General features: G+C 56.3%; 25 protein-coding genes and 5 tRNA genes. 13 read left to right on the top strand and 17 right to left on the bottom strand.

Going from position 1 to position 24,461, the window contains the following annotated elements; all coding sequences use genetic code 11:
• Window positions 1-234 precede the first annotated feature (234 nt).
• From csrA to BLR63_RS02950, 3 genes are all read left to right on the top strand, one after another.
• A complete protein-coding gene (gene csrA / locus BLR63_RS02960) occupies window positions 235-429 on the top strand; it encodes a carbon storage regulator CsrA (RefSeq protein WP_010567010.1) in 195 nt (64 codons plus the stop codon).
• 210 nt (window positions 430-639) lie between these two features.
• Window positions 640-897, top strand: coding sequence for a hypothetical protein (locus BLR63_RS02955; protein ID WP_010567009.1), 258 nt, complete (start codon window positions 640-642; stop codon window positions 895-897).
• A gap of 87 nt (window positions 898-984) precedes the next feature.
• Entirely contained in the window at window positions 985-1,281 is a 297-nt protein-coding gene (locus BLR63_RS02950) for a hypothetical protein (protein WP_010567008.1), read from the top strand.
• A gap of 20 nt (window positions 1,282-1,301) precedes the next feature.
• Here BLR63_RS02950 and BLR63_RS02945 read toward each other — a convergent pair whose 3' ends face one another.
• A complete protein-coding gene (locus BLR63_RS02945; protein WP_010567007.1) occupies window positions 1,302-1,979 on the bottom strand; it encodes an HAD-IA family hydrolase in 678 nt (225 codons plus the stop codon).
• A 251-nt stretch (window positions 1,980-2,230) separates the two neighbouring features.
• Here BLR63_RS02945 and BLR63_RS02940 point away from each other — a divergent pair, with 251 nt between their 5' ends.
• From BLR63_RS02940 to BLR63_RS02925, 4 genes are all read left to right on the top strand, one after another.
• Window positions 2,231-2,476, top strand: a complete 246-nt coding sequence (locus BLR63_RS02940) for a DUF2790 domain-containing protein (RefSeq protein ID WP_010567006.1) — start codon at window positions 2,231-2,233, stop codon at window positions 2,474-2,476.
• Window positions 2,477-2,518: 42 nt separating this feature from the next.
• Window positions 2,519-3,190 carry a heavy metal response regulator transcription factor gene (locus tag BLR63_RS02935; RefSeq protein WP_010567005.1) on the top strand — a complete coding sequence of 224 codons (672 nt, stop codon included), beginning with the start codon at window positions 2,519-2,521 and terminating at the stop codon, window positions 3,188-3,190.
• Complete coding sequence (locus BLR63_RS02930) at window positions 3,187-4,659, top strand: heavy metal sensor histidine kinase (protein ID WP_010567004.1); 1,473 nt, start codon at window positions 3,187-3,189, stop codon at window positions 4,657-4,659. Before BLR63_RS02935 ends, BLR63_RS02930 begins: the two co-directional genes overlap by 4 nt.
• Window positions 4,660-4,939: 280 nt before the next feature.
• Window positions 4,940-5,485, top strand: coding sequence for a DUF4410 domain-containing protein (locus tag BLR63_RS02925; protein ID WP_010567003.1), 546 nt, complete (start codon window positions 4,940-4,942; stop codon window positions 5,483-5,485).
• A gap of 187 nt (window positions 5,486-5,672) precedes the next feature.
• Here the strand turns inward: BLR63_RS02925 and BLR63_RS02920 are convergent, their stop codons facing one another.
• Both BLR63_RS02920 and BLR63_RS02915 read right to left on the bottom strand, forming a co-directional pair.
• Window positions 5,673-5,954, bottom strand: coding sequence for a hypothetical protein (locus BLR63_RS02920; RefSeq protein WP_231998134.1), 282 nt, complete (start codon window positions 5,952-5,954; stop codon window positions 5,673-5,675).
• A gap of 182 nt (window positions 5,955-6,136) precedes the next feature.
• Window positions 6,137-6,568, bottom strand: coding sequence for a hypothetical protein (locus BLR63_RS02915; protein ID WP_010567002.1), 432 nt, complete (start codon window positions 6,566-6,568; stop codon window positions 6,137-6,139).
• Window positions 6,569-6,850: 282 nt separating this feature from the next.
• On the opposite strand from BLR63_RS02915, the gene BLR63_RS02910 reads away from it, so the two are divergent.
• The 5 genes from BLR63_RS02910 to BLR63_RS02890 all read left to right on the top strand — a co-directional run bounded on the left by BLR63_RS02910 (window position 6,851) and on the right by BLR63_RS02890 (window position 11,625).
• Window positions 6,851-7,807: a tyrosine-type recombinase/integrase gene (locus BLR63_RS02910; protein ID WP_010567001.1), complete on the top strand. Its 957-nt coding sequence runs from the start codon at window positions 6,851-6,853 to the stop codon at window positions 7,805-7,807.
• 693 nt (window positions 7,808-8,500) lie between these two features.
• Window positions 8,501-8,908: a hypothetical protein gene (locus tag BLR63_RS02905; protein WP_010567000.1), complete on the top strand. Its 408-nt coding sequence runs from the start codon at window positions 8,501-8,503 to the stop codon at window positions 8,906-8,908.
• Between the two features lie 2 nt (window positions 8,909-8,910).
• The gene (locus tag BLR63_RS02900) at window positions 8,911-9,201 is read left to right on the top strand and encodes a hypothetical protein (protein WP_010566999.1); all 291 of its coding nucleotides are present in this window, start codon (window positions 8,911-8,913) and stop codon (window positions 9,199-9,201) included.
• Window positions 9,188-10,651 (top strand): DEAD/DEAH box helicase family protein, encoded by a 1,464-nt coding sequence (locus BLR63_RS02895; protein ID WP_010566998.1) that lies wholly within the window; start codon window positions 9,188-9,190, stop codon window positions 10,649-10,651. The genes BLR63_RS02900 and BLR63_RS02895 overlap by 14 nt, the downstream gene beginning before the upstream one ends.
• 617 nt (window positions 10,652-11,268) lie before the next feature.
• Window positions 11,269-11,625, top strand: coding sequence for a hypothetical protein (locus BLR63_RS02890; protein ID WP_081480391.1), 357 nt, complete (start codon window positions 11,269-11,271; stop codon window positions 11,623-11,625).
• A gap of 1,388 nt (window positions 11,626-13,013) precedes the next feature.
• Here BLR63_RS02890 and BLR63_RS02880 read toward each other — a convergent pair.
• A tRNA-Val gene (locus BLR63_RS02880) sits at window positions 13,014-13,090 on the bottom strand.
• Window positions 13,091-13,274: 184 nt separating this feature from the next.
• Between BLR63_RS02880 and BLR63_RS02875 the strand changes: the two genes are divergently transcribed.
• Window positions 13,275-14,558, top strand: a complete 1,284-nt coding sequence (locus BLR63_RS02875; protein WP_042947442.1) for an NAD(P)/FAD-dependent oxidoreductase — start codon at window positions 13,275-13,277, stop codon at window positions 14,556-14,558.
• 153 nt (window positions 14,559-14,711) lie between these two features.
• Here the strand turns inward: BLR63_RS02875 and BLR63_RS02870 are convergent.
• The 13 genes from BLR63_RS02870 to truA all read right to left on the bottom strand — a co-directional run bounded on the left by BLR63_RS02870 (window position 14,712) and on the right by truA (window position 24,342).
• Window positions 14,712-14,788, bottom strand: a tRNA-Asp gene (locus tag BLR63_RS02870).
• A 105-nt stretch (window positions 14,789-14,893) separates the two neighbouring features.
• Window positions 14,894-14,970 (bottom strand) — tRNA-Asp (locus tag BLR63_RS02865).
• 105 nt (window positions 14,971-15,075) lie between these two features.
• A tRNA-Asp gene (locus BLR63_RS02860) sits at window positions 15,076-15,152 on the bottom strand.
• A gap of 55 nt (window positions 15,153-15,207) precedes the next feature.
• Window positions 15,208-15,283 (bottom strand) — tRNA-Val (locus BLR63_RS02855).
• 107 nt (window positions 15,284-15,390) lie between these two features.
• A complete protein-coding gene (locus BLR63_RS02850; protein WP_010566995.1) occupies window positions 15,391-16,170 on the bottom strand; it encodes an SDR family oxidoreductase in 780 nt (259 codons plus the stop codon).
• Window positions 16,167-17,378, bottom strand: coding sequence for an O-succinylhomoserine sulfhydrylase (locus BLR63_RS02845; RefSeq protein WP_010566994.1), 1,212 nt, complete (start codon window positions 17,376-17,378; stop codon window positions 16,167-16,169). The genes BLR63_RS02850 and BLR63_RS02845 overlap by 4 nt, the downstream gene beginning before the upstream one ends.
• A gap of 65 nt (window positions 17,379-17,443) precedes the next feature.
• Window positions 17,444-18,949 carry an amidophosphoribosyltransferase gene (purF, locus tag BLR63_RS02840; RefSeq protein ID WP_010566993.1) on the bottom strand — a complete coding sequence of 502 codons (1,506 nt, stop codon included), beginning with the start codon at window positions 18,947-18,949 and terminating at the stop codon, window positions 17,444-17,446.
• A gap of 41 nt (window positions 18,950-18,990) precedes the next feature.
• The gene (locus BLR63_RS02835) at window positions 18,991-19,548 is read right to left on the bottom strand and encodes a CvpA family protein (protein WP_003234314.1); all 558 of its coding nucleotides are present in this window, start codon (window positions 19,546-19,548) and stop codon (window positions 18,991-18,993) included.
• Between the two features lie 152 nt (window positions 19,549-19,700).
• Window positions 19,701-20,363 carry an SPOR domain-containing protein gene (locus BLR63_RS02830; RefSeq protein WP_010566992.1) on the bottom strand — a complete coding sequence of 221 codons (663 nt, stop codon included), beginning with the start codon at window positions 20,361-20,363 and terminating at the stop codon, window positions 19,701-19,703.
• Window positions 20,347-21,654, bottom strand: a complete 1,308-nt coding sequence (gene folC / locus BLR63_RS02825) for a bifunctional tetrahydrofolate synthase/dihydrofolate synthase (protein WP_010566991.1) — start codon at window positions 21,652-21,654, stop codon at window positions 20,347-20,349. Before folC ends, BLR63_RS02830 begins: the two co-directional genes overlap by 17 nt.
• The gene (accD, locus tag BLR63_RS02820) at window positions 21,651-22,571 is read right to left on the bottom strand and encodes an acetyl-CoA carboxylase, carboxyltransferase subunit beta (protein WP_010566990.1); all 921 of its coding nucleotides are present in this window, start codon (window positions 22,569-22,571) and stop codon (window positions 21,651-21,653) included. Before accD ends, folC begins: the two co-directional genes overlap by 4 nt.
• 249 nt (window positions 22,572-22,820) lie before the next feature.
• A complete protein-coding gene (locus BLR63_RS02815) occupies window positions 22,821-23,453 on the bottom strand; it encodes a phosphoribosylanthranilate isomerase (RefSeq protein WP_010566989.1) in 633 nt (210 codons plus the stop codon).
• 64 nt (window positions 23,454-23,517) lie between these two features.
• Entirely contained in the window at window positions 23,518-24,342 is an 825-nt protein-coding gene (gene truA / locus BLR63_RS02810; RefSeq protein WP_010566988.1) for a tRNA pseudouridine(38-40) synthase TruA, read from the bottom strand.
• Between the last annotated feature and the right edge of the window lie 119 nt (window positions 24,343-24,461).

The raw sequence follows: 24,461 nt of genomic DNA, 5'->3' as shown, positions 1-24,461 counted from the left end.
TAAGGATAAATAGGCGACTTTATCATTCACTGTCTATTCTGGCCGTCATAAACGTTGGCTTAAACAATGCGAATGATGTATCGCAGACCTGTATGATGCCGCCATGGGAATTAATGTCGCCTCTATGCGTCCTAAAAGAGGCAGCCACAGGGAAGCGCTTAGCAGTAAGCTACACACATCCGACACCTGCCCTGTCTGAAACATGTGTCCTTAAAAGTAATCAAGGAGAAGTCCATGCTTATACTCACCCGCAAAGTCGGTGAAAGCATAAACATCGGTGATGACATCACGATCACCATCCTGGGCGTCAGCGGCCAGCAAGTACGAATCGGCATCAACGCCCCCAAGAATGTCGCGGTGCACCGCGAGGAGATCTATCAGCGCATCCAGGCCGGACTGACTGCCCCGGATAAAAACCAGACGCCTTGAAGCGCCCTCAGTAGCCAGCCCTTTCGTTCACTGTAACGGCTGGCGAAAACCCCTTCGAACTGCTTTTGTCTGTGTAGCGTGATCGGCGTCGCCAATGACTTAATTGTCGCCGCAAGATGAAACTGTGTTCATGCAGGAACTTGTCGCTTCATTCGCGGCCGAATCATCTGACTCACACCTTGCCATCCGTGTGCGCCAAGGAGTACGTCGATGAGGCCCACCACCACGCCGCCATTTGCATTCAGAGCCTGGATGATCGCCCTGCTGATAGGGCTGGTCTTCATAGGACTGGAATATGGCTTGAGACTTGAAATCGAAGGCGCCGACGCCACCGATACCCATTCCGGGCTGGACTTGGCCCTGTTGCTGGGTGGCTACCTGTTCATGTTCTGCCTCAAGCCCATCCAGAAGGTGGTGCAGCGTAAACTCTGTCGACAGACTGCTCGTAAACAGCACGCTGATGGCTAGCTCTGCGCTATTAGATCGCCGGTGTTTACAGCCTCGCAAGACAACCTATGCTTTGGTTTTCACTGTCACCAAAAGGCGCTGAAGCAGATGGACACCCTGAGCAAATCCCAGATCGAATCTGCACTGTCAGCTCGCCTGCCCAGCTACAGGGTCACCTGCTCGTTGCACGCCGATGGCACCCTTTCAGCCGTACTCAGCGGCCCGGAAACCGACCATTTCGCAATTACCGGAATCGTGCGTGCGCATTATCGCGGTGCCGAAGCGATCGCCCGACTGGCCAATGAAATTCTCAGGGAGATGGTGATGTCACGTCAGGGAATGAGGAATGATCGGATGCAGCCACCGCCTGACCCAACCCATCAAGAGCAAGGCCGAGAGCGCTAGCGGGCTCGATTCTTTTCGTATCAGCCCACTCCGTACAGCAAGTACAACAAACCATCGGCCGCGCGCCTGGCCTGTAACTGCTCATATCCGTCAATCGAAGGATGCGAGGTGACCATGGGTTCAAGGTGTGTAGCGGTCACGACCATCACATCCGTCCCTGCGGCTTCTCCCGCACGGATGCCGACCGTCGCATCTTCAAACACCAGACAATCCTGCACCGACACGCCCAGGCGCTGCGCGCCCAACACATAACAGGCTGGGTCCGGCTTGCCGACGGCGACATCTTCAGCTGTGACCAGCACTGCCGGGGGCGCAATACCTGCCGCTCGCAGTCGACGCAACGCCAGCTCCTTGGGCGCGGACGTCACCAGCGCCCATTGATCGCCCGGCAGGCTGTTCAGAAATGCAACGGCACCGGGAATCGCTATGACCCCTTCGACATCATTGAGCTCAGCCTCGGTAATCCACTGAGCCTCAACCTCAGGATCAACGCCGGGCAATGCCTGGCGAGTGATGGTATCGATCGCGCGAGCACCGTGAATGGTGGTCAGAAAAGCCGTCACATCCAGGCCGTGGCGTTCGGCCCAAATACTCCACACCCGCTCGGCAGCGGCGATGGAATTGAGCAGGGTCCCATCCATATCGAATAGAAAGGCGCGATAGCGACGGGTGAATATGGCTGAACCTCGGATGGACACTGCGTGGCTTCCTCGTGATCGGTAACAACTAATCGGCCCGAAGCAATCTACGGATCACATCAATACTTGTAAACGCTCCCGGCGCTTCGTCCCGCTTGAGGCCTGCAAACAAACGCTCTTGTTCTGCGCCAGCAATAACCGCTTGATTACAAACTTGTCATCAACCTGTTGGTCGTGTGTTCGGGATGCCTGGTTACTGTGAACTCACTGTCACGACTGGGCAGCCCCCCCCCTTTAAGAGAGACACCGCCATGAAACTGCTTATCCTGAGTCTTGCCGCTTTGCTGACCACCGGCTCTGTGTTTGCCGCAGACCCCGTCATCCACGACAAGACCGGTTTTTTCGTACACCTGGATGTGGACAAAGTACTGTCAAGCACCGATACCTACGGCCAGTGCGGCATAGTCCCCGCACGTCTCCACTACCTGGACCACCAGGGCCGCGAACACGTGCTGGACTACCAGGTATATGGCACCGGCTGCGCCGGTGAAAATTGATCAGGCTACACTGGTGTCACGCACTGAAACAGGACACGTCCCATGAACATCCTCGTAGTCGAAGACGAACCCAAGGCCGGCAATTACCTGCTCAACGGCCTGCAGGAACTGGGCTACTCAGTCAGCCTGGCCCGCGACGGCGTGGACGGTTTGCACCAGGCGCTGGAGACGCCATTCGACGTGATCGTGCTGGATGTGATGATGCCGAAAATGGACGGTTGGGAAGTCCTGCGCCGCTTGCGCAAGGAGGCCGATACACCGGTGCTTTTTCTGACGGCTCGCGATGACATTGCCGACCGCATCAAAGGCCTGGAACTGGGCGCCGACGACTACCTGATCAAGCCCTTCTCATTCGCCGAACTGGTGGCGCGCTTACGCACCCTGACCCGTCGCGGCCCGAGCCGCGAAGAAGAACAACTGCAGATCGCTGACTTGCAAGTCGATGTGCTCAAGCGCCGAGTTACCCGCGCCGGCACACGCATCACCCTGACCAATAAAGAGTTCGCCCTGCTGCACCTGTTCGCCACTCACCAGGATCAGGTGTTGTCCCGTTCACTCATTGCGTCGCGGGTGTGGGACATGAACTTCGACAGCGACACCAATGTGGTGGACGTCGCCGTACGGCGCCTGCGCCTGAAGATCGACGACCCGTTCCAGCTCAAATTGATCCACAGCGTGCGAGGCATCGGTTACCGCTTCGATACCCAGCCATGACTCGCCGCCATTATTCGCTGACCCTGCGCCTGGCGCTGATCTTCGCCTTGCTGGCGTTCGCCCTGTTAGCAACCCTGGGCGTGGCACTGTACCGCGAACTCGAGCGCGAATTGATCATGCGTGACGACGCGGCGCTGATATACCGCGCGGATCAGTTGCGCAATCTGCTCAACGACAGCAACACCCTGGAACTGATCAGGACCAAGCCGGAATTATTCCAGAACATGATGGGCAACCGTGAATCGGTGCTGAGCATCGCCGCGCCCGGCCAAACGCCGTTACTGCTGGTCAACCCGGCCAACATCGAACTGCCAGCGGTCAAGCCGGTTCCCAAAGACCACGCTCTCAACCTGGCCGACGTGCAACATTTGCAGGGTCTCAACGGGGTGCCCTTCGCTACCGTGGCCGTGTCCATCGACTCCGGCGACCTGGGCAGCCTGCAACTTACCACCGGCCGATTGATGACTGAGCGCACCGCTGTGCTCGCCAGCTACCGCTTGAGCGTTTACATCCTGGCAAGCATCGCCGCTCTCGTCCTGGCGCTGGTGGGCTACCTGCTGATGCATCGCGGCCTGCGGCCCTTGCGACACCTGGCGCAGCACGCCCAAGGCATCGGCGTCGGCAACCTCACCGAACGCCTCGACAGCCACGGCGCCCCCAAAGAACTGCTGCCGATGATCGACGCCTTCAACACCATGCTCGAACGCCTGACCAAAGGGTTTGTCCAGTTGGGACAGGTGTCCACCGACATGGCCCATGAACTGCGCACGCCGATCAACAACCTGCTGGGGGAAACCCAGGTCGCCCTGCAGCAGAACCGTAGCATCGAGAGCTATCAGCAATTGCTGGCGTCCAATGTCGAAGAACTCGAACGCTTGGCGCGAATGCTCGACAACATGCTGTTCCTGGCTCGCACCGACCCGGCCAGCGCGCTGCGTCAGCGTCAGGAACTCAGCGCCGCAGAGGAAGTGGAACGCATCGCTGATTACTTCGAAGGCCTGGCCAGCGATGCAGAGATCAGCATCCATGCCGAGGGAGAAGGTGTGATCTGGGCAGAGCCGATACTGTTGCGACGAGCCCTGGCGAACCTGTGCGCCAATGCCATCAAATATGGCGCACCCGGTACCGAGCTGGTGATCCAGGCGGTACCGAATCCCGAGGGAATCAATCTGCGGGTCAGCAATCGGGGTGAAACCATTGCAGCCGAACATCTGCCGCGACTGTTCGAACGGTTTTATCGGGTGGATGAATCGCGGGAACGTTCGGCCCAGTCAAACGGGTTGGGCCTGTCTATTGTGGCGACCATCATGCAGTTGCATAACGGTCGCTACAGCGTGAGCAGCAAGGCCGCAGTGACGTGTTTTGAGTTGTTTTTCCCAGGGCGAGGGACTGAACACCACGCGCTCGATGGAAATATCACCGCCCTGACGCCAGGCCGATGGCAATCATCAGCGGCAGTTGGGCCTTGATCACCGCACTCTTGTCCGACAACTCCAACAACACAACCGGCACATTTGACCCGCACGGTCGAATGTCAATGGCGGCAACTTTGCTGCCTGGGACGGAGGCGCCCAACAAGAAAATCGTTGCAGCAGACCAATGAATCTTGCGGGCATTTAAAGAGCACACACGTAACAAAATGTGGACAGCTTGCTGGGGTTTCGCGCATCTTAACGCCGCCCGTTTATCGGGTGCAGCGCTCAAGCGCAGCGCGCCCTCTCTCAATATTGTTGCGGATATGGAAATTCAATGAAAACCCAAAAGGTCCTAGTCGCCCTCTCGTGTGCCGTTGCCCTGTCGATGCTAGGCGGTTGTGCTGCGAAGGTAAAAAGTGGCGGCAGCGCCGCGCTGGCTATCCCGGAATCCGCCAAGCAGAATCTGGTGGTCAGTATCAAAGGCGAAAATCAGGTCGAGCAGAACCCCGACTGGAACCTGCTCAAGCGCGACTGGGATAACGCGCTCCAAGTCGAAGCGCGTCAAGCCGGCTTCAATGTCACGCCAAGCCCCTCGGTGACCGCCAGTGGTGAAGAGGGTGTCGGCATCACCATCAACGTGAGCAAGTTTCGCTACATCGAACCGGGGTCACGGTATGTCGCTGGCGCGCTGGTGGGTAACGCCTGGGTGTTCTCCCGCGCCGACTATTCCGACCTGAAATCCGGTGCGCCGATCGGTTCGCGCACCTATGACACCTCATCATCCGCCTGGGAAGGGATTGCCTCGGCCATGACACAGAAGCAAGTCCAGGCGATTGCCAAGCAGATGATCAGCGATATCAAGAGCGCCAAGGCTAAATAGGTCGGTTTTGTAATACAAAAAGGGCCAACCGACTGGTTGACCCTTTTCTCACACAACGAACAGAAAGACCTACGTCAAAGCTGCTTGTACGTCTCACGCGACACTTCCTGAAGACCCGCCTCGGTGATCTTCTTCCAATCGCTCTCCATCACCGACTGCATACTCTGGTTTTGCCGGGTCACAACGTTCAGCACTTCCCCCCCCCCGGTGTCTCGATGCGCAGAAGAGATTTGCTGCTGACGTCAACCGAGAAAAAACCTGGGGTAAACCAGGACCAGAATTCGACAATATGAACCTTCATCGACGTGGCATCAGCGGCGCCTGGCTCAGTCACGACTTCATACCCCGCCTGTTTATAGGCCGAAGCCACCGACTCATTGACCAACTGTGAAAGGGTACGACCGGACGGCATCACCATCCATATTCTGGCGGCGGCGATGGTGGCGACATTCTTGTTGCGAGCTTCCATAAGCGTGTCAGAGCATGCGGCTCAGGCACAGGCTGGGAACTTTCGAGTGGCATTTGTAGGGGGGCGTTACTGGGGGAGTTGGCGCTGAGAGATGTGTATCGGTTACCCGCGCAAGCAGGGGAAAGTGTGTTGAAGCGTGGCTGAGTCTTGAAGACTAGCCCATCAACACACAGCCCCGACATTCAAGCGGTGGTGCTGACGAGTGACCCCGTTCCGCTGCCACCTTCGGCAGTGACGGCCTGCAACAGAGCAGCGGTCACGGTCTGTAAAGCCGCAGAAGTGGCTACAACCTGCGATTGCGCGGCTGCTACGGCCGCCGCTTTCGCGTCCGCACTCTGATTGCTGGACTGCGCCTGCTGCAAAGCTTGCTGTTGCTCTTGAAGCTGCTTTTGCAACTGTTCGATCTGTTTTTTCAACGCTTTGACAGTATCGGACTCCGTCGAGCTCGATGATGACTGGGCGCCGCCACCAGCTTGAGCTCCCACACTCTTCGAAGCCGTCACGTTGACGCCAGTGCTGCTCGTACTTTCGGTTGCCGTGGCATCGCTCGTGGTGGTAGTGGTGGTGCTTTGAGCGATTGATACGGAGGGAGGATTGCTATTATTGATAAGCATGCCAAATGTCCGAAAATAAGGAGTTACAGATCATATCGGCTTACCAGCCGCTAACTTTAGGGTAGCGTTTCAATTTCTCAACGACACCAAACTCCAGGCAAAGAAAAAGGGGAACCCTTTCGGATCCCCCTTCACACCGCCCAGCAGAGCGGATTTTGTTTGGTAGGCGCGATTGGACTCGAACCAACGACCCCCACCATGTCAAGAGCCACCCTGCTAGGCGCTAGGCCACGCAGCCTATAGCCCTAAGAGAACGCCCATTCACATTATGAGGCGTCAATCATGGCTAACATTCGCTCCCTTCCCTCTGGCAATTGGAACGCTCAGGTTCGGTTGAGAGGAAGTCCCCCGCAATCCAAAACATTCCCAACTCAGGCATTGGCTCAGGCATGGGCTGACCAGCTAGAGGCTGTTACCAAGACGCATCAGACGCACACCCTCTACACCCTTGGCGTGACCTATTGCGAAACCATGCTCAAGGGCAAGGGTAGCTATGACCATGCAATCAAGATTGTTGATCAGCTCTTTGCTGCCTTCCCTCAGTCAATCCATGACATCACCCCTCAGCTAGTCAATGACTTCAAGCTGAAGCGTCTACAAACGGTCAAGCCTGCTACCTGTCGCATACAGCTAGCGTTCATGTCTCGTTTCTTCAGGTTCGCTAAGCGTGGCCTGCTCATAGACATACACAATCCCGTAAGTGACATAGCCCTCCCCAAGCCCGACAAGTCGAGCGACAAGGTAATCAGTGCTGGCGAACTTGGACAGTTGCTCGACAAGCTCTCCCCCACCATGGCCCTAATCGTGGAGCTGGCCTATGAGACAGCCATGAGACGCTCAGAAATACTCAAGCTCACAACTCAATGCCTTCACCTGGATGAACGTATCGCGGATGTAGTGGACGGTAAGAACGGCACTAGGTCTGTGCCTCTGACAATGCGTGCCATAGAGCTACTGAAAGAGGCACAGCGGCTGGCTGTAGCAAACAAGGCACACAGAGGAAGACTGTTTATTGTGACGCCTCATGCTGTGTCACAGGCCGTTAGGCTGGCAAGGAACAAGGCGGGGCTTGACTGTAGCGTGAGGCTTCACCAGTTAAGGCATACGCGTATTACCAACGTAGCCAAGAAGGGATTCAACAACGCTCAGATAATGATTGTGTCGGGGCATAGGGATACTAGGTCAGTGGCTAGATACTCTCATTTGAATGCGAAGGATGTACTTCACCTCATTGATTAAGCCACCTGTACGCGCACAGGAACAACGATAGACAATCAACTGCCACCCATATAGCCATGCAAGCCTGTAGGCCCTTATAGGGGCCTACAGTGGCAGTGAGTAAAGGAATGGGTGTGCATGAGAGTTACGGGCAGATATTAATTTTAAGAATCCGTGTAGGGTTTTCTCTCAGATTTAAGTATATACATGTAGATAGGGAAATTATTTTCACCTGACGCTGTCCTCTTTTGGCTCAAAAAAAGAGTATTAGATAGGTACGGAAATTATTTCCAATTGGTGTTGTAGACCTTTCACCCGAAATTCAAGTATAGGTAGTAGGGTCGGAAACAATTTCCACATCAAGATGTAGATCTGAACACACCAAAGTAACGTCCTCAAATTTCCGACCGCCCCAATAATCATACCAGAGAAACCAATGAATACCACAATAGAAGACATTGTGACGCTGCGTCATGCACACCTTAAAACACTTACACGCAAACTAATCTACTTAATGATCCTAAACGGAGACAAGGAGGACGGATGGACGACAATCTCAGTTGGCGAGTTTGGGAAAGCCACAGCACTCACACGCAGGGCTGTAGATTACATCCTTAAAGACTTGTTGAATGCTGGAATAGTCGAGCGTAGAAAATCAAGCAACCTGTATAACGCCCCCTATCAATATCGAATTGTAGAACTCTAAGGATACACATGAACACAATAACCATGACAGAAATCAACGAACTCGCACGTCAGACAGGTAACACCTCCATGGCAGTTCTAACAGACCTTATCGAGCGTGGCTATCAGCTAGTCGAAGAACCTCCCGCACCTAGAGGCAATCCATTGACTTCCTCTAAGGATGCGTTAGCACAATGGAAGGCGTCTAAGCAAAAGGTACGAGACGAGCTATATAAAGCAGACCCTCTTGTCCGACAGCTTACTGACTTGGATAACGCGTATAACTCACCCGCTCAGCAAGCCAAGCAAAGTATCGTCCAACGTGATGCGTTTGGAAATATTACAGGCACCACTAAGTCCGTGCTAACTGGGGCCACCTCGAAAGAGCAAGCAGAACTGATGGCAGCCATTCGCGCAATGTATAACCAAGGAGAGTAACTATGAAAGCAGTAGACCTAACACCAGCAGAAGTTAAATTACTAGAACAACGGCGCTCCGCGCTAGGCGCTATCGACTGTAGCATTGAGCAAAAGAACAAGCTCATCACGGGTATTAAGGAATACAAGGAGTGTGAGTATGGCATGAGCCAGTATGGTTCATATCAGGTGTTGTCTGTTCATGGTAGCAGCACGCTCCCTGCGGAGCTTGAGGGCACCTTCACAGACGCTAGACATATCACCCGAACGATAGATAACTTAATCACAGAAGGGAAACTGATTGAACCCAAATAAGCCAAAGGTTATCTACGTAGCAGAAGCTACCCCAGGCACAGGCAAGACAGAACAATTCATTAAAGAACTGGATGCCGCCCCCTACAAGCGATACGTATACGCTGTCCCCACCAAGGTACTTACCAAAGACGTTGTAAAGCGCATTCATGCAATCGGTATAGCTCATGCTTACGTAATCAATAGCGACACCCACAAGAACGTGACTGACACAGTAGAATGCTCACTCCTTGAAGATGACCCCAAGGTTCTTATCATTACGCATAAGACCTTGCTAGACCTTGATCCTTGTTACCTACAAGATTGGATTGTAGTCATTGATGAAGTGCCCTCAGTCGCCAACAATCTTACCAAAGATATTGGCGACCACGCTTACACTAACTTCCTAGAGAAATTCATTGAGATTGATAGCGTATCCACCAGAGCGTCTATTAAACAAGGAATGACGAAGGAAGCCAGAGCCACCTACTCTGACGTGGTAAACGACAAGGGCATGTCGACCATCTGCACTTGTCTTGGTGCCCTCCTAAGGGGCAAGGCTGATGTATTCATCAAAGAATACGTAGACAAGAAAGACAGCAGGTGGAAGTGGCAAGTCAGGGTAATTGATTACTTTGACTTAAGCGGGATCTATGAGGCCGCTCAGGAAACACACATCCTAGGCGCCAACGTCACGGATACGTTAGCTTACCAGCATGCTTTGACCAAGGGATACGCTCTTGAAGTCTCCAAGTTCACACCAGAATACAGGGGCTACAAATTCCCAAGCTACATATACCCACTGATTGGGGGAAGCAAGGTAAGCAAGACCATGCTACTTACCCTCCCTGACGGCAGCATGGCCGATGAGTGGAATGATAGAGTATACGGGCATTCCCTTTTACGTGACGCCATTGAGTTCGTACAAGGTGAACCCATCCTTATCCAAGTTCATGAATGGTGCAAGTTTCCATTCGAGGATTACCCTAACGCAATACGTATACCTTTTGACGCTAGGGGATTGAATGGATATTCAAACGTACACCATACGCTCTCCCTGATTCATGGCAATCCAAACACTGTAGAGGATCAGAATAACTCTGAAATGCTTTGCAAGATGGCTATTTCCGCATCAGTTGGTAAGCAAGCTCTACGCAATGAGCGTTATAGGGAGTTGATATTCCAAGCAGCTACACGAAGCAGCATTAGGACTTTCAATAACGACAGACCTACTATGCACTTCGTACCCACAGAAGAATCGGGACGACACCTAGCCTTCGACTTGACAGGATGCCACTACATTCTAAAAGATCTGACTAGGCACGCTCCAACTAGCAATGCAAAAGACAAGAAAAAGAACAACATCGTCACAGCAAAAGGATTGTCATCTGATGGGTTCTCATTGCGAAGCATTGCAGCGACCATGGGGGTTAGCAAAAGCATAGTATCTAAGTGGTTGAAGTCTGATGAATGAAGCTAGCCCTGTCCACTTTCTCTTAGAACTCTCTAAGGAAAAGTGGACACCTCCTCCACTCACTTAAGATCAAGAACAACGTCAGCAAGCTGACAAAGAGCACGCATTAAAAGAGAAAATCAAAAGCAGAGCACCTACCAGTGTATCGCTCTTGATCTTTTCTTTATGCGTATGCCACTCCGTGGCGTGCTCTTGCTTTTGCTTCTGTCACGCAGTGACGTTAAGACAACTTACCTAGGACAATACAATGTCAGACAATGATAATATTCGAATACCTGATCTAACTTCTTTCGCAATTCATAGCATCACTATACGAAGGGGTTTAGCCAAACAGATTATTGCTAAGCGTGAGGACCACCAAGCGCTGTATTACATCTCATATAATCATGGCATCTCTCTTCAAGCGGTAGGCTATCTATCAAGATGCAGGCTAGAGGAAATCGAGGGAGCGTCAGCTATCAAAACGTGACTTATCTCCTAAGCGCCCTACTCCTCATACAATACACCCAGCTAGTAATACTTCAGATCATGCATGACTATAGCTTCATAGCTATAACGCTTAACATTATCTGCTACTCACTGACCCTGATAATAACAATCAAATACCGAGATAGAGCATGAACCTTACAGACACAGACAAGACAGAATACATTGAGACAAACTCACATTGCGTACTAGCTAAGCGTTTAGGCGTCAGCATGATTACTCTTGACACTTACGCAGAAGAACAAGGATGGAAAGAAGAACACCGCATCTATTGGCATGACAAATCAGTTGAGATATTGAAACAAGAACTAGTCAATGGAAACATTGCTGCCGTTAAGGAGATGTTAAAGGTAACTGGTGGCGTAAGACCTGTAGGACGCCCACGTAAATTAGAGGTTGAACGTGAGATTGCTATCGGCAAGCGCATCGAAGAAGAATACGCGGCAGATGTTCGACGAATGAAGCTCGTAGACAGCAAACCAAGATAATTATTTATTAAGACAGGAGGGGTTTATTGACCCTGGAGGCTAGCGTTCAATTTAAAATAGTGAACATTGGTCATAGCAAGGGCAGGTTGAGCGTAACGCTCGAATTCTAGATTTACCTAGATGCCCCTCAGGGGTGCTCAATGCGTTACCACACTGGCCGTTCTTCATAGGGGCTAACGCCCTCTACGCCTGATAGTTCAGCTACCAGTCACCTGCCCTCCTAACCACGCCAGAAGGGGTAAGCGTTCCACGTCTGAGCGTGGCTACTCCCATCGCTTATAGTCTCGATGCGACCGACTGTGCGTTCCTGATAGAACTACACCATTGAAGGTTCGCCCTACCGCTACTTACACATTCGCGCCCCTCAAAGTCAGGGACATACAGTTCAGCTTACGCAAGGCCCGTTTGCCTGAATGCAATATTTAGCAAAACAGCTAAATTATGTCAACTGACAATTAATAACTACCGGGTAGCTCGATAAGCAACGCCTCTAGCGAACAAAACAGATGTCACAAGCTCCATAGGATCAATCCCCTCGACCTCCCCTCTAAACATAAGTACGTTCCGTGTTGCCGCTGTCATCATAGGCCTCGCTCCGAATCGCACTTTCATAACCTCGATTCCATCAATTAGATAGCCACTCACAAGCATGGCGACGTCACCGATGTCCTGGTTAGCCTTGACCGCGAACCCCAAAAGCACAAGGTGATCGTGTAACCCTCCAAGCTCAAGGGCATTATGGAATAGGCGACGATCGACACCGAGGTATTTAGCAACATCGTTGCCAAACCTCCGCCCAGCCCAGACCAATCGAAAGCCCCGAAAATAATTCAATAGTGTCAACATGGACACCTCCACTCAGATTTACCGAGCGGAGACTGAATGACAATGAAGATGCAAGTCAATTAGCCAGCAATGACAATTTCCAGCGGATATTTTTAAGCACCATTGCATACATAAGCACCCCACCCCACACCCCCTGCCCCACCCCTAGAGAGACACCCCCGCCAGCCCTACAGCAGCACACAGAGCGTTCAGGATTCACCACAGAGCGTAGGGTGTTGAGCGTGGCCGACAGGCGTACCCGCCTCACAGCAGGCACGTAGCTCAGTTGGTTAGAAGCCTGCCCTTGCGAGGCACGAGCAACGGGCAAGGGAGTGAGCCTGCGAACGTACCACCACCTAGACAAGATAGTGAACGAGCCATGTATATCAATGGGTTAGGTAGAGCCGTTCACAAATCTGAGTGTGAACAGAAGCAGGCATGAATCCACGTTCACATTGCCTTGTGTGAACGAAGCCTATAATTTGTGAACGTTTTCTTAGGCAAAGAAAAAGGGGAACCCTTTCGGATCCCCCTTCACACCGCCCAGCAGAGCGGATTTTGTTTGGTAGGCGCGATTGGACTCGAACCAACGACCCCCACCATGTCAAGGTGGTGCTCTAACCAACTGAGCTACGTGCCTGCTGTGAGGCGGCATTCTACGGAATTCAGAAGGGGTGTCAACATCTTTTTTGCAGCTAACCCTATGAATACGCGAATTTTTTATTTGAGGTCAGCACTTCAGCATTTTTTGAGTGGCTGGCAGGCGATTTTCAACTCGGGTAGGATCGACTCACTCGTAAAAAATATAAAACAGAGGTTCCAGGATGGCGAACACCCCCTACCCCCAGTCATATTACGCCGCTTCCGCGAATGCAGTTCCGCCCCGCCCAATGCTCCAAGGCGAAGTCGAAACCGATGTATGCGTAATTGGTGCCGGCTATACCGGCCTGTCCAGCGCACTGTTCCTGCTGGAGAACGGTTTTCGCGTGACAGTACTGGAAGCCGCCAGGGTAGGTTTTGGAGCCTCGGGCCGCAATGGTGGTCAGATCGTCAACAGCTATAGCCGCGACATTGACGTAATCGAACGTAGTGTCGGGCCCAAGCAGGCGCAATTGCTGGGACAAATGGCGTTTGAGGGCGGCAAGATCATTCGCGAGCGAGTGGCCAAGTACCAAATCCAGTGCGACTTGAAGGACGGCGGCGTGTTCGCTGCACTCAACAGCAAGCACATGGGCCATCTGGAGTCGCAGAAGCGCTTATGGGAGCGCTATGGCCACACGCAACTGGAGCTGCTGGATGAACGTCGCATTCGCGAGGTGGTGGCCTGTGACAATTATGTCGGCGGCCTGCTGGACATGAGCGGCGGACACATCCATCCGCTCAACCTGGCACTGGGTGAAGCCGCGGCCGTGGAGTCCCTGGGCGGCATGATCTATGAGCAGTCAGCGGCGATACGCATAGAGCGCGGCGCCAACCCCGTGGTGCATACCGCCGAAGGTAAGGTGAGGGCCAAGTTCATCATCGCCGCGGGCAATGCTTACCTGGGCAACTTGGTGCCAGAGCTGGCGGCCAAGTCAATGCCATGCGGCACACAAGTCATTACCACGGCACCGCTGGGCGATGAACTGGCCAAGTCATTGCTGCCTCAGGATTACTGCGTGGAAGACTGTAATTACCTGCTCGACTACTACCGCCTCACCCGCGACAAGCGCCTGATCTTCGGCGGCGGCGTGGTGTACGGCGCCAGGGACCCAGCGAATATCGAAGCGATCATCCGACCGAAGATGCTCAAAGCCTTCCCACAGCTCAAGGATGTGAAAATCGACTACGCCTGGACTGGCAATTTCCTACTGACCCTGTCGCGACTGCCACAAGTCGGCCGCCTGGGCGACAACATCTACTACTCACAGGGTTGCAGCGGCCATGGCGTGACATACACGCACCTGGCGGGCAAGGTCCTGGCGGAAGCCCTTCGAGGCCAGGCAGAGCGCTTTGATGCGTTTGCCGACCTGCCCCACTATCCGTTCCCTGGTGGGCAATTGCTGCGCACACCGTTTGCGGCGTTAGGAGCCTGGTATTACGGGCTGCGGGACAAGCTGGGCTTCTGAGTCTCCGATGGGGCCGGCTCGCCGGCTCCTGCAGATGGTCAAATCGCACACACAAAAAACCCCGGTCTTTCGACCAGGGTCTTTGCTATCGGATCAAAGCAGCCAACGGCTTTCTTTGTGCTCCAAGGCGTTCAGTAGGCCTTGAGGCAGATATGGCGCAGCGGACGGGACTCGAACCCGCGACCCCCGGCGTGACAGGCCGGTATTCTAACCGACTGAACTACCGCTGCGTATCGCTTGACTGGCCGAGCGTACAACCTCGACCGTCTTTAAACATCTGATTGACCAGCCTTGGCTATTCAATCTCAGGCCCAACGAATCGAACCTGGGAAATATGGCGCAGCGGACGGGACTCGAACCCGCGACCCCCGGCGTGACAGGCCGGTATTCTAACCGACTGAACTACCGCTGCGTATCGCTTGACTGGCCGAGCGTACAACCTCGACCGTCTTTAAACATCTGATTGACCAGCCTTGGCTATTCAATCTCAGGCCCAACGAATCGAACCTGGGAAATATGGCGCAGCGGACGGGACTCGAACCCGCGACCCCCGGCGTGACAGGCCGGTATTCTAACCGACTGAACTACCGCTGCGCGTCGGTGCAACCTTTAACGTTGCGTCTTGCCTTAAGGCAAAACTCTCAAGAAGTGGTGGGTGATGACGGGATCGAACCGCCGACCCTCTGCTTGTAAGGCAGATGCTCTCCCAGCTGAGCTAATCACCCTTTGCTTCGTTGAGGCCGCGAAATTTACGCAGGTAGCGGACCTAAGTCAATAGCCCGCTTGAAGTTTTTCTGAAAAAGACAAAATAGTGTCAAGACGGCTATGCGCCCTACTCGCTGTAAATCATCTTCTTGCTCATGCCACCGTCCACCACGAACTCCTGCCCAGTGACGAACCCCGCCTGGCGCGACAGCAACCACGCCACCATGGCCGCCACGTCCTCCACCGTGCCAACTCTGCCTGCTGGATGCTGGGCATGATCGGCATCGCTCAATGGCTCGGCACGACGAGCTCCGGGGTCACGCGCATCGATCCAGCCGGGGCTGACGGCATTGACCCGCACCTCTGGCCCAAGGCTCATGGCCAACGCATGAGTCAGGGCCAACAAGCCGCCCTTACTCGCCGCATAGGCTTCGGTGTCCGGCTCCGATTGACGGGCCCGGGTCGACGCCAGGTTGACGATCGCCCCGCCGTGGGCGCGCAGGTAGGGCGCACAATGCTTGGCCAACAACATCGGCCCGCTGAGATTGACCGCCAGTACACGATTCCAGTTCGCCAGGTCGAGGCTTTCCAAGGTGATATTGCGCGGGTCGGCCACTGCTGCGTTACACACCAACGCGTCCAGGCGCCCGAACTGTCCGAGCACCTCGGCCACACCCTGAGCAACCTGCTTCTCGTCCGCCACGTCCATGGTGATGAACCAGGCATTTTCCCCCAACACCTTGGACACCTTGGAACCACGCTCGCGATCCAAGTCGGCCAGCACCACCTGCCAGCCTTCACTGATCAGCCATGCAGCAATCCCAAGGCCAATCCCCCGAGCCGCGCCCGTCACCAAGGCGACACGACCATTGGTAGCCGCAGCGGCGTCCCTGGACCACTCGATCACAAGGCCGCCAGTCCGCGAGCCAGGTCAGCTTGCAAATCGGCCACGTCCTCCAGGCCCACCGCGATACGGATCAGGCTGTCTCGAATACCCGCCGCTTCACGTTCCTGTGGCGCCAGGCGGCCATGGGACGTAGTACTCGGATGGGTAATGGTGGTCTTGCTGTCGCCCAGGTTGGCCGTGATAGAAATCAGGCGTGTCGCATCGATAAAGCGCCAGGCGCCCTCCTTGCCCCCCTTCACCTCAAAACTCACCACGGCCCCGAAACCACGCTGCTGGCGCTGGGCCAATTCGTGCTGCGGATGGCTCTTGAGACCCGCGTAATGCACCTTCTCGATACCGTCCTGCTGCTCCAGCCATTCAGCCAGCGCCTGGGCATTGGCGCAATGGGCCTTCATGCGCAGACTGAGGGTTTCCAGGCCCTTGAGGAAGATCCAGGCGTTGAACGGACTCAGGGTCGGGCCCGCAGTGCGCAAAAAGCCCACCACTTCCTTCATCTGCTCGCTGCGACCGGCAACCACACCGCCCATGCAACGGCCTTGGCCGTCGATGAACTTGGTCGCCGAGTGCACCACAATATCCGCCCCCAACTTCAGGGGCTGTTGCAGCGCTGGCGTGCAGAAGCAATTGTCGACCACCAGCATTGCGCCTTTGGCATGAGCCACTTCGGACAACGCGGCGATATCCACCAGCTCGGCCAGCGGATTGGACGGCGACTCGACGAACAGCAGCTTGGTGTTAGCCTTGATCGCCGCATCCCAGCCGGAAAGATCCGCCAGGGGCACGTAGTCCACTTCGATGCCGAAGCGCTTGAAGTATTTTTCGAACAAGCTGATGGTCGAACCGAACACGCTGCGCGACACCAGCACGTGATCGCCGGCACTGCATAGGCTCATCACCACGGCCAGGATCGCCGCCATGCCTGTGGCAGTAGCCACGGCCTGTTCAGCGCCTTCCAGGGCAGCGATACGCTCTTCGAATGCACGCACCGTCGGGTTGGTGTAGCGCGAATAGACGTTGCCCGGCACTTCACCGGCAAAACGCGCAGCGGCATCCGCAGCGGTGCGAAACACATAGCTGGAGGTAAAGAACATCGGATCACCATGCTCACCTTCCGGTGTACGGTGCTGGCCGGCACGCACAGCCAGGGTATCGAAAGCTACGCCATCGAGGTCGCTGTCCAACCGACCGGCATCCCATTCCTGACTCATGCTGCGACTCCTTACTCAATTCTTTATTTAAGATACAAAACCGGCCCCTCAGGGCCGGCGTCTACTTAGTTGTTGTACAGATCGATGATCGCGCTGACCGCCTGGGTCTTGATCTTCGACGAGTCGTTACGTGCCTGCTCGATCTTGTTCAAGTAGGCCTCGTCGATATCGCCGGTCACATACTTGCCGTCGAACACCGCGCAGTCGAACTCCTCGATCTTGATCTTGCCACCGCCAACGGCTTCGATCAGGTCCGACAGGTCCTGGTAGATCAGCCAATCGGCGCCGATCAGGTCAGCCACGTCCTGGGTCGAACGGTTGTGGGCGATCAGTTCGTGGGCGCTCGGCATATCGATGCCGTAAACGTTAGGGTAACGCACAGCAGGGGCGGCGGAGCAGAAGTACACGTTCTTCGCCCCGGCTTCGCGGGCCATCTGGATGATCTGCTTGCACGTGGTGCCGCGCACGATGGAGTCGTCCACCAGCATCACGTTCTTGCCGCGGAACTCCAGCTCGATCGCGTTGAGCTTCTGGCGTACCGATTTCTTGCGGGCCGCCTGGCCCGGCATGATGAAAGTACGGCCGATGTAGCGGTTCTTGACGAAGCCTTCGCGGAACTTGACGCCCAAGTGATTGGCCAGCTCCAGCGCAGCGGTACGGCTGGTGTCCGGGATTGGGATCACCACGTCGATGTCGTGATTCGGACGTTCGCGCAGGATCTTGTCGGCCAGCTTCTCACCCATGCGCAGGCGCGCCTTGTACACCGAAACGCCGTCGATGATCGAATCCGGACGCGCCAGGTAGACGTGCTCGAAGATGCAGGGAGTGAGCTTAGGGGATACGGCACACTGACGGGTGTGCAACTTGCCATCTTCGGTGATGTACACCGCTTCGCCCGGCGCGAGGTCGCGGATCAGGGTGAAGCCCAGCACGTCCAGGGACACACTTTCGGAAGCGATCATATACTCGACGCCTTCGTCGGTATGACGCTGGCCGAACACGATCGGACGGATGCCATGGGGATCGCGGAAACCGACGATGCCATAACCGGTGACCATGGCCACTACCGCGTAACCACCGACGCAGCGGTTGTGCACGTCGGTGACGGCGGCAAACACGTCTTCTTCGGTCGGCTGCAGCTTGCCGCGCTGGGCCAGCTCGTGGGCGAACACGTTGAGCAACACTTCCGAATCGGAGTTGGTGTTGACGTGGCGCAGGTCAGATTCGTAAATCTCCTTGGCCAGTTGCTCAACGTTGGTCAGGTTACCGTTGTGCGCCAGGGTGATGCCGTAAGGCGAGTTGACGTAAAACGGTTGAGCTTCGGCCGAAGTCGAGCTACCGGCAGTCGGGTAGCGCACATGGCCAATGCCCATGTGCCCGACCAGGCGCTGCATGTGACGTTGATGGAACACGTCACGTACCAGCCCATTGTCCTTGCGCAGGAATAACCGGCCGTCATGGCTGGTCACAATACCGGCAGCGTCCTGGCCGCGGTGCTGGAGGACGGTTAGCGCGTCATACAGCGCCTGATTGACGTTCGACTTACCGACGATACCGACGATGCCACACATGCGACGCAACCCCTACTTAATGAATCTTGACTGAACACAGCTTACTGAGGCGTTTTGGCCGGCAAGAGGTGTTCCTTGAACGGAAGGTCAGCGGGTACGCTGATCCCGCTGGCCAGCCACTGACTGCTCCACCCCAATATGAGGTTCTTGGACCAATCTGCAACCAATAGAAACTTTGGCACGAGTACCGACTCCTGCCACCATGCGTCCTGCTGTACCGGCCCCAGGCTCAAAAGCCCGACCGCCACGACCACCAGCAACGCGCCACGCGCTGCGCCGAAGGCCATGCCGAGAAATCGATCGGTCCCGGAGAGTCCGGTGACGCGTATCAACTCGCCAATAAGATAATTGACCATTGCTCCCACCAGCAGCGTGGCGATGAACATGATGGCGCAGCCCGCGATGACGCGAGCCGAAGGTGTCTCGATGTACCCAGCCAGGTAAACCGACAGTGAACCACCGAACATCCAGGCTACGACTCCTGCGATGATCCAGGTCAGCAACGACAGTGCTTCTTTTACGAAGCCGCGGCTCAGACTGATCAAAGCGGAGATGGCGACGATTGCAACGATCGCCCAATCAACCCAGGTAAATGGCACGGTGCAGCCTACGGATGGATAAGGCGGCGCATTTTAGCAGAGCGCCGGGCTGTCGGTAAGCGGTGATTGGCAGCGCTTTGCAAATCAATACGATAGAAATGATCGATGTATCTGTGCCGAGAGGATTTGCACCCGCTCGGCACCACGCCCCGTCAGCCGCGCTCAGGCTGGAAACGGGTGACGAAGCCCTTCAGGTTCTGCTGGCGATCCAGCAAATCCCGCAGACGGTCAGCCTCGGCACGCTCGATCAGCGGCCCGATAAATACCCGGTTCTTGCCATCTGCACTGCGGATATAGGCGTTATAACCCTGGGTCCGCAGCTTTTTCTGCAATGCATCGGCACTTTCACGGCTCGCCAGGCTGGCCAACTGGATCGACCAACTGATCGGCAGACCATTGGGATCGATGCGACTCTGGCCCACGTCCGGCTTGCCCGGTGCGGCAGGTTGTGGCGCGACAGGCTTGGGCGCAGGCGCCGACGCAGCGGGTTTTGCGGCAACGGCAGGCGCAGCGGGAGCCGGCTTGACCACCGGTACACTCGGCTGCACAGGCTTCGAAGGCGCCTGTTGCGCAGCCACTTCATCATCGCCAGGCACAGGCTCTTCTTCCGGCAACGCCTGGGGCTCAGGCACCACTACCGGCTCAACCTGCACCTGTGGTACTGCCGGCGCCTGGGGCGCTGCGGGCGCCTCGACCACCACCTGGCGCTGTTCGTCCTGGCGGGAAAACAGCATCGGCAGAAAAATCACCGCCAATGCCACCAGAACCAGGGCTCCAACCATTCGCTGCTTGTATGCGCTATCCAGTAATGCCATGTGCAGCTTCCTCCGTGGAGCGCCGGGCCAACCACTCGAGCGCCTCGGCAACACAATAAAATGATCCGAACAACAGAATCTCGTCCTCCGCCGTAGCGACCGCACACTGAGCCTCCAGGGCCGCCGTGACGCTTGCATACGACGTCACCGACGCACCAAGGCTCTGCAATGCCGACGCCAGTTCGGCAGCCGGACGACTGCGCGGCGTCTGCAGCGGCGCTACCGCCCAAGCCTGGACACAGCCCAATAACGGCGCAACCACGCCATCCAGATCCTTATCGGCCAGCAAACCGAATACGGCAAGGCGGCGCCCGACAGGCGGCGTACGCGACAGGCGTCGCGCCAGGTATTCGGCCGCATGGGGGTTGTGGCCCACATCCAACAGCAGGCTCAAACGCTTACCGTGCCAGTCGAATTCACGACGATCAAGGCGCCCCACAACACGGGTCGCCAGCAATGTCGCAGCGATCTGCTCGGCATTCCACGGCAGATCCAGCAACAGATAGGCTTGCAGCGCAAGCGCGGCATTCTCCATTGGCAGGTTCAACAGCGGCAGGTCATGCAGCGCGACAGCCTGGCCGCGCGCATCGCGTCCGTGCCATTGCCAGTTGCGCTCACCGATCTCGAGATTGAATTCGCGGCCACGCAGAAAAAACGGACACTCCAGCTCACGCACCTTGTCCAGCAGCGGTTGCGGCGGATTCACGTCACCGCACAGCGCGGGCTTGCCCTGACGGAAGATCCCGGCCTTTTCATAGGCCACGGACTCGCGGGTATTGCCCAGGTAGTCGGCATGATCGACACCAATGCTGGTAACCAGCGCCAGGTCGGCATCCACCACGTTGACCGTGTCCAGGCGACCGCCCAGGCCGACTTCCAGAACGACCACATCCAGCTGTGCACGCTCGAACAGCCAGAAGGCAGCCAGCGTACCCATTTCGAAGTAAGTCAGGGAAATGTCGCCGCGCCCCGCATCGAGGGCCGCGAACGCTTCACAGAGTTGCTCGTCAGTGGCTTCCACGCCATTGAGCTGCACCCGCTCGTTATAGCGCAGCAGGTGCGGCGAGCTGTACACACCCACTGCCAGCCCTTGGGCTTGCAGCAGCGCAGCGACAAAGGCGCAGGTCGAGCCTTTGCCGTTGGTGCCGGTCACCGTGATCACACGGGGTGCCGGACGCCCCAACCCAAGGCGGGCCGCTACCTGTTGCGAGCGCTCCAGGCCCATGTCGATGGCGGACGGATGCAACTGCTCAAGGTAGGCGAGCCATTCGCCCAGGGTCCGTTGGGTCATAGGTTTGCAGGCACCGGCGGCACCACGATCGGCTCGACGCTAGGCGCGACATATGCCGGCGTCGGCAGACCCATCATTTGCGCCAGCAGTTTACCCAGGCGCGGGCGCAACTCGCCGCGCGGGATGATCAAATCGATCGCGCCGTGCTCCAGCAGGAACTCGCTGCGCTGGAAGCCCTCCGGCAGTTTTTCGCGCACGGTTTGCTCGATCACACGCGGGCCGGCAAAACCGATCAGGGCTTTCGGCTCGCCGACGATCACGTCACCCAGCATTGCCAGGCTGGCGGAAACGCCGCCATAGACCGGGTCGGTCAGCACGGAAATGAACGGGATACCCTCTTCGCGCAGACGCGCCAGAACCGCGGAGGTCTTGGCCATTTGCATCAGGGAAATCAGGGCTTCCTGCATGCGCGCACCACCGGAGGCGGCGAAGCAGATCATCGGGCAACGGTTTTCCAGGGCGTAGTTGGCAGCGCGCACAAAGCGCTCACCGACGATGGCACCCATGGAACCACCCATGAAGGAGAACTCGAACGCCGAGACCACCACAGGCATGCCCAGCAGCTTGCCGCTGACGGAGATCAGCGCGTCTTTCTCACCGGTCTGTTTCTGCGCAGCGGTCAGGCGATCCTTGTACTTCTTGCCATCGCGAAACTTGAGACGGTCAACCGGCTCCAGGTCGGCACCCAGCTCGTTGCGGCCTTCGGCGTCGAGGAAGATGTCGATACGGGCGCGGGCACCGATACGCATGTGGTGGTTGCACTTGGGGCAAACGTCCAGGGTCTTTTCCAGCTCTGGGCGGTACAGCACCGCATCGCAGGATGGGCACTTGTGCCACAGACCTTCAGGAACCGAGCTTTTTTTCACCTCGGAACGCATGATCGAAGGGATCAGTTTGTCTACTAACCAGTTGCTCATGCTTTCTTTCTCCAGTACCGGTGGCTTGAACACAGCCCCGCGTATGCCCTTGAGCTAAATTCAAATTCATATGTGGCGATGACGCATGCTGGACGGGGTCAGACGTTCGACCGGCCATTTCCCGCATGCCTCCTCAGCCTTCCAGACAACCTGCTGCGCAGGGTTGCCACTTCGTTTCCGGGCCACCCACAGGCGGCGCCGGGCTGTTTTACACAGTGGTAGTTATGGACGGCGGCAGACTGCCCGCCGTCACATCCCGCCACTGCTGTTGCGCACGGCCTGCATAAATGCGCGAATCTTGCTGTGATCCTTGATGCCCTTGCCCTGCTCTACCCCGCCGCTGACATCCACCGCATACGGTCGAACCTGTTCGATCGCCGCCGCAACGTTCGCGGCGTTGAGCCCACCGGCCAGGATGATCGGCTTGCTCAGCCCCGCAGGGATCAGCGACCAATCGAAGGCTTCGCCCGTCCCGCCAGGTACGCCTTCGACGTAGGTATCCAACAGAATGCCGCGTGCGCTGCCATAAGCATGGCAGGCGCCAGCGATATCATCCCCGGCCTTGACCCGCAGCGCCTTGATGTACGGGCGCTGGTAGCTTTCACACTCATCTGGGGTTTCGTCGCCATGAAACTGCAGCAGATCCAGCTGTACGGCATCCAGGGTTTCGTTGAGTTCGCAACGGCTGGCGTTGACGAACAAGCCCACAGTGGTCACGAACGGCGGCAACGCGGCGATGATCGCCCGTGCCTGCATCACATTCACCGCCCTCGGGCTTTTGGCATAAAACACCAAACCGATGGCGTCAGCCCCCGCCTCGACCGCCGCCAGCGCGTCTTCTATGCGGGTAATCCCGCAAATCTTGCTGCGAACGGCTGACATATCGTAGAAACCTCAGGGGTTGAACCGAGAAAGTCCCGGATGGTAACAAAAGCTTTTCCGGGCGTCAGCCGCCAAGTTCGCTGAAACCGGTGAGGAAGTGAGGCCCGATGAAACGATCCGGCAGTTCGAACTCGTCGCGGTACTCCACATCCACCAGGTACAGGCCAAACGGATGAGCCGTCACCCCGCCAGTGCGACGAATGCGGCTCTCCAACACTTCCTTGGCCCATTCCACCGGACGCTCGCCGGTGCCGATGGTCATCAACACGCCGGCAATGTTGCGCACCATATGGTGCAGGAACGCTCCGGCGCGGATATCCAACACAATCATCTTGCCGTGACGGGTCACCCGCAAGTGGTGGACTTCCTTGATCGGCGACTTGGCCTGACACTGCCCCGCCCGGAAGGCGCTGAAATCATGCACACCCACCAGATATTGCGCGGCCTCGGCCATGCGCTCGGCATCCAGCGGGCGGTGGTTCCAAGTGATCTCTTCGTTGAGATGCGCCGGACGGATCTGATCGTTATAGATCACATAGCGATAACGCCGCGCGATGGCCTTGAAGCGTGCATGAAAGTGCGCAGGCATGACCTTGGCCCAACTGACACTGACGTCATGGGGCAAATTGATATTGGCGCCCATCACCCAGGCTTTCATCGAACGTTCGGCCTGGGTATCGAAGTGCACCACCTGGCCACACGCGTGCACACCGGCATCGGTACGCCCGGCACACATCAAAGACACGGGTGAGTCAGCGACTTTCGACAGGGCGTTCTCCAGGGTTTCCTGTACCGTCAGCACACCCGACGCCTGGCGCTGCCAGCCGCGATAGCGCGAACCTTTGTATTCCACGCCCAGGGCGATGCGGTAAAAGCCTGCAGCGGCCATTTCGGCAGCCGGGTTATCTATATTTGCCAAGAACTGAGAGCCTGATGAGTTGCGCGAAGGCGGCCATTATAAGGCGGCGAGCCCCGGACGCCATGGTTTGCTGTGCGTAAAGCAAAACG

It is taken from the genome of Pseudomonas extremaustralis, assembly GCF_900102035.1.
In the GTDB taxonomy this organism is placed as follows: Bacteria; Pseudomonadota; Gammaproteobacteria; order Pseudomonadales; family Pseudomonadaceae; genus Aquipseudomonas; species Aquipseudomonas extremaustralis.
Note: the sequence above shows the minus strand (reverse complement) of the source record. Positions and strands in the feature narration are given on the sequence as shown.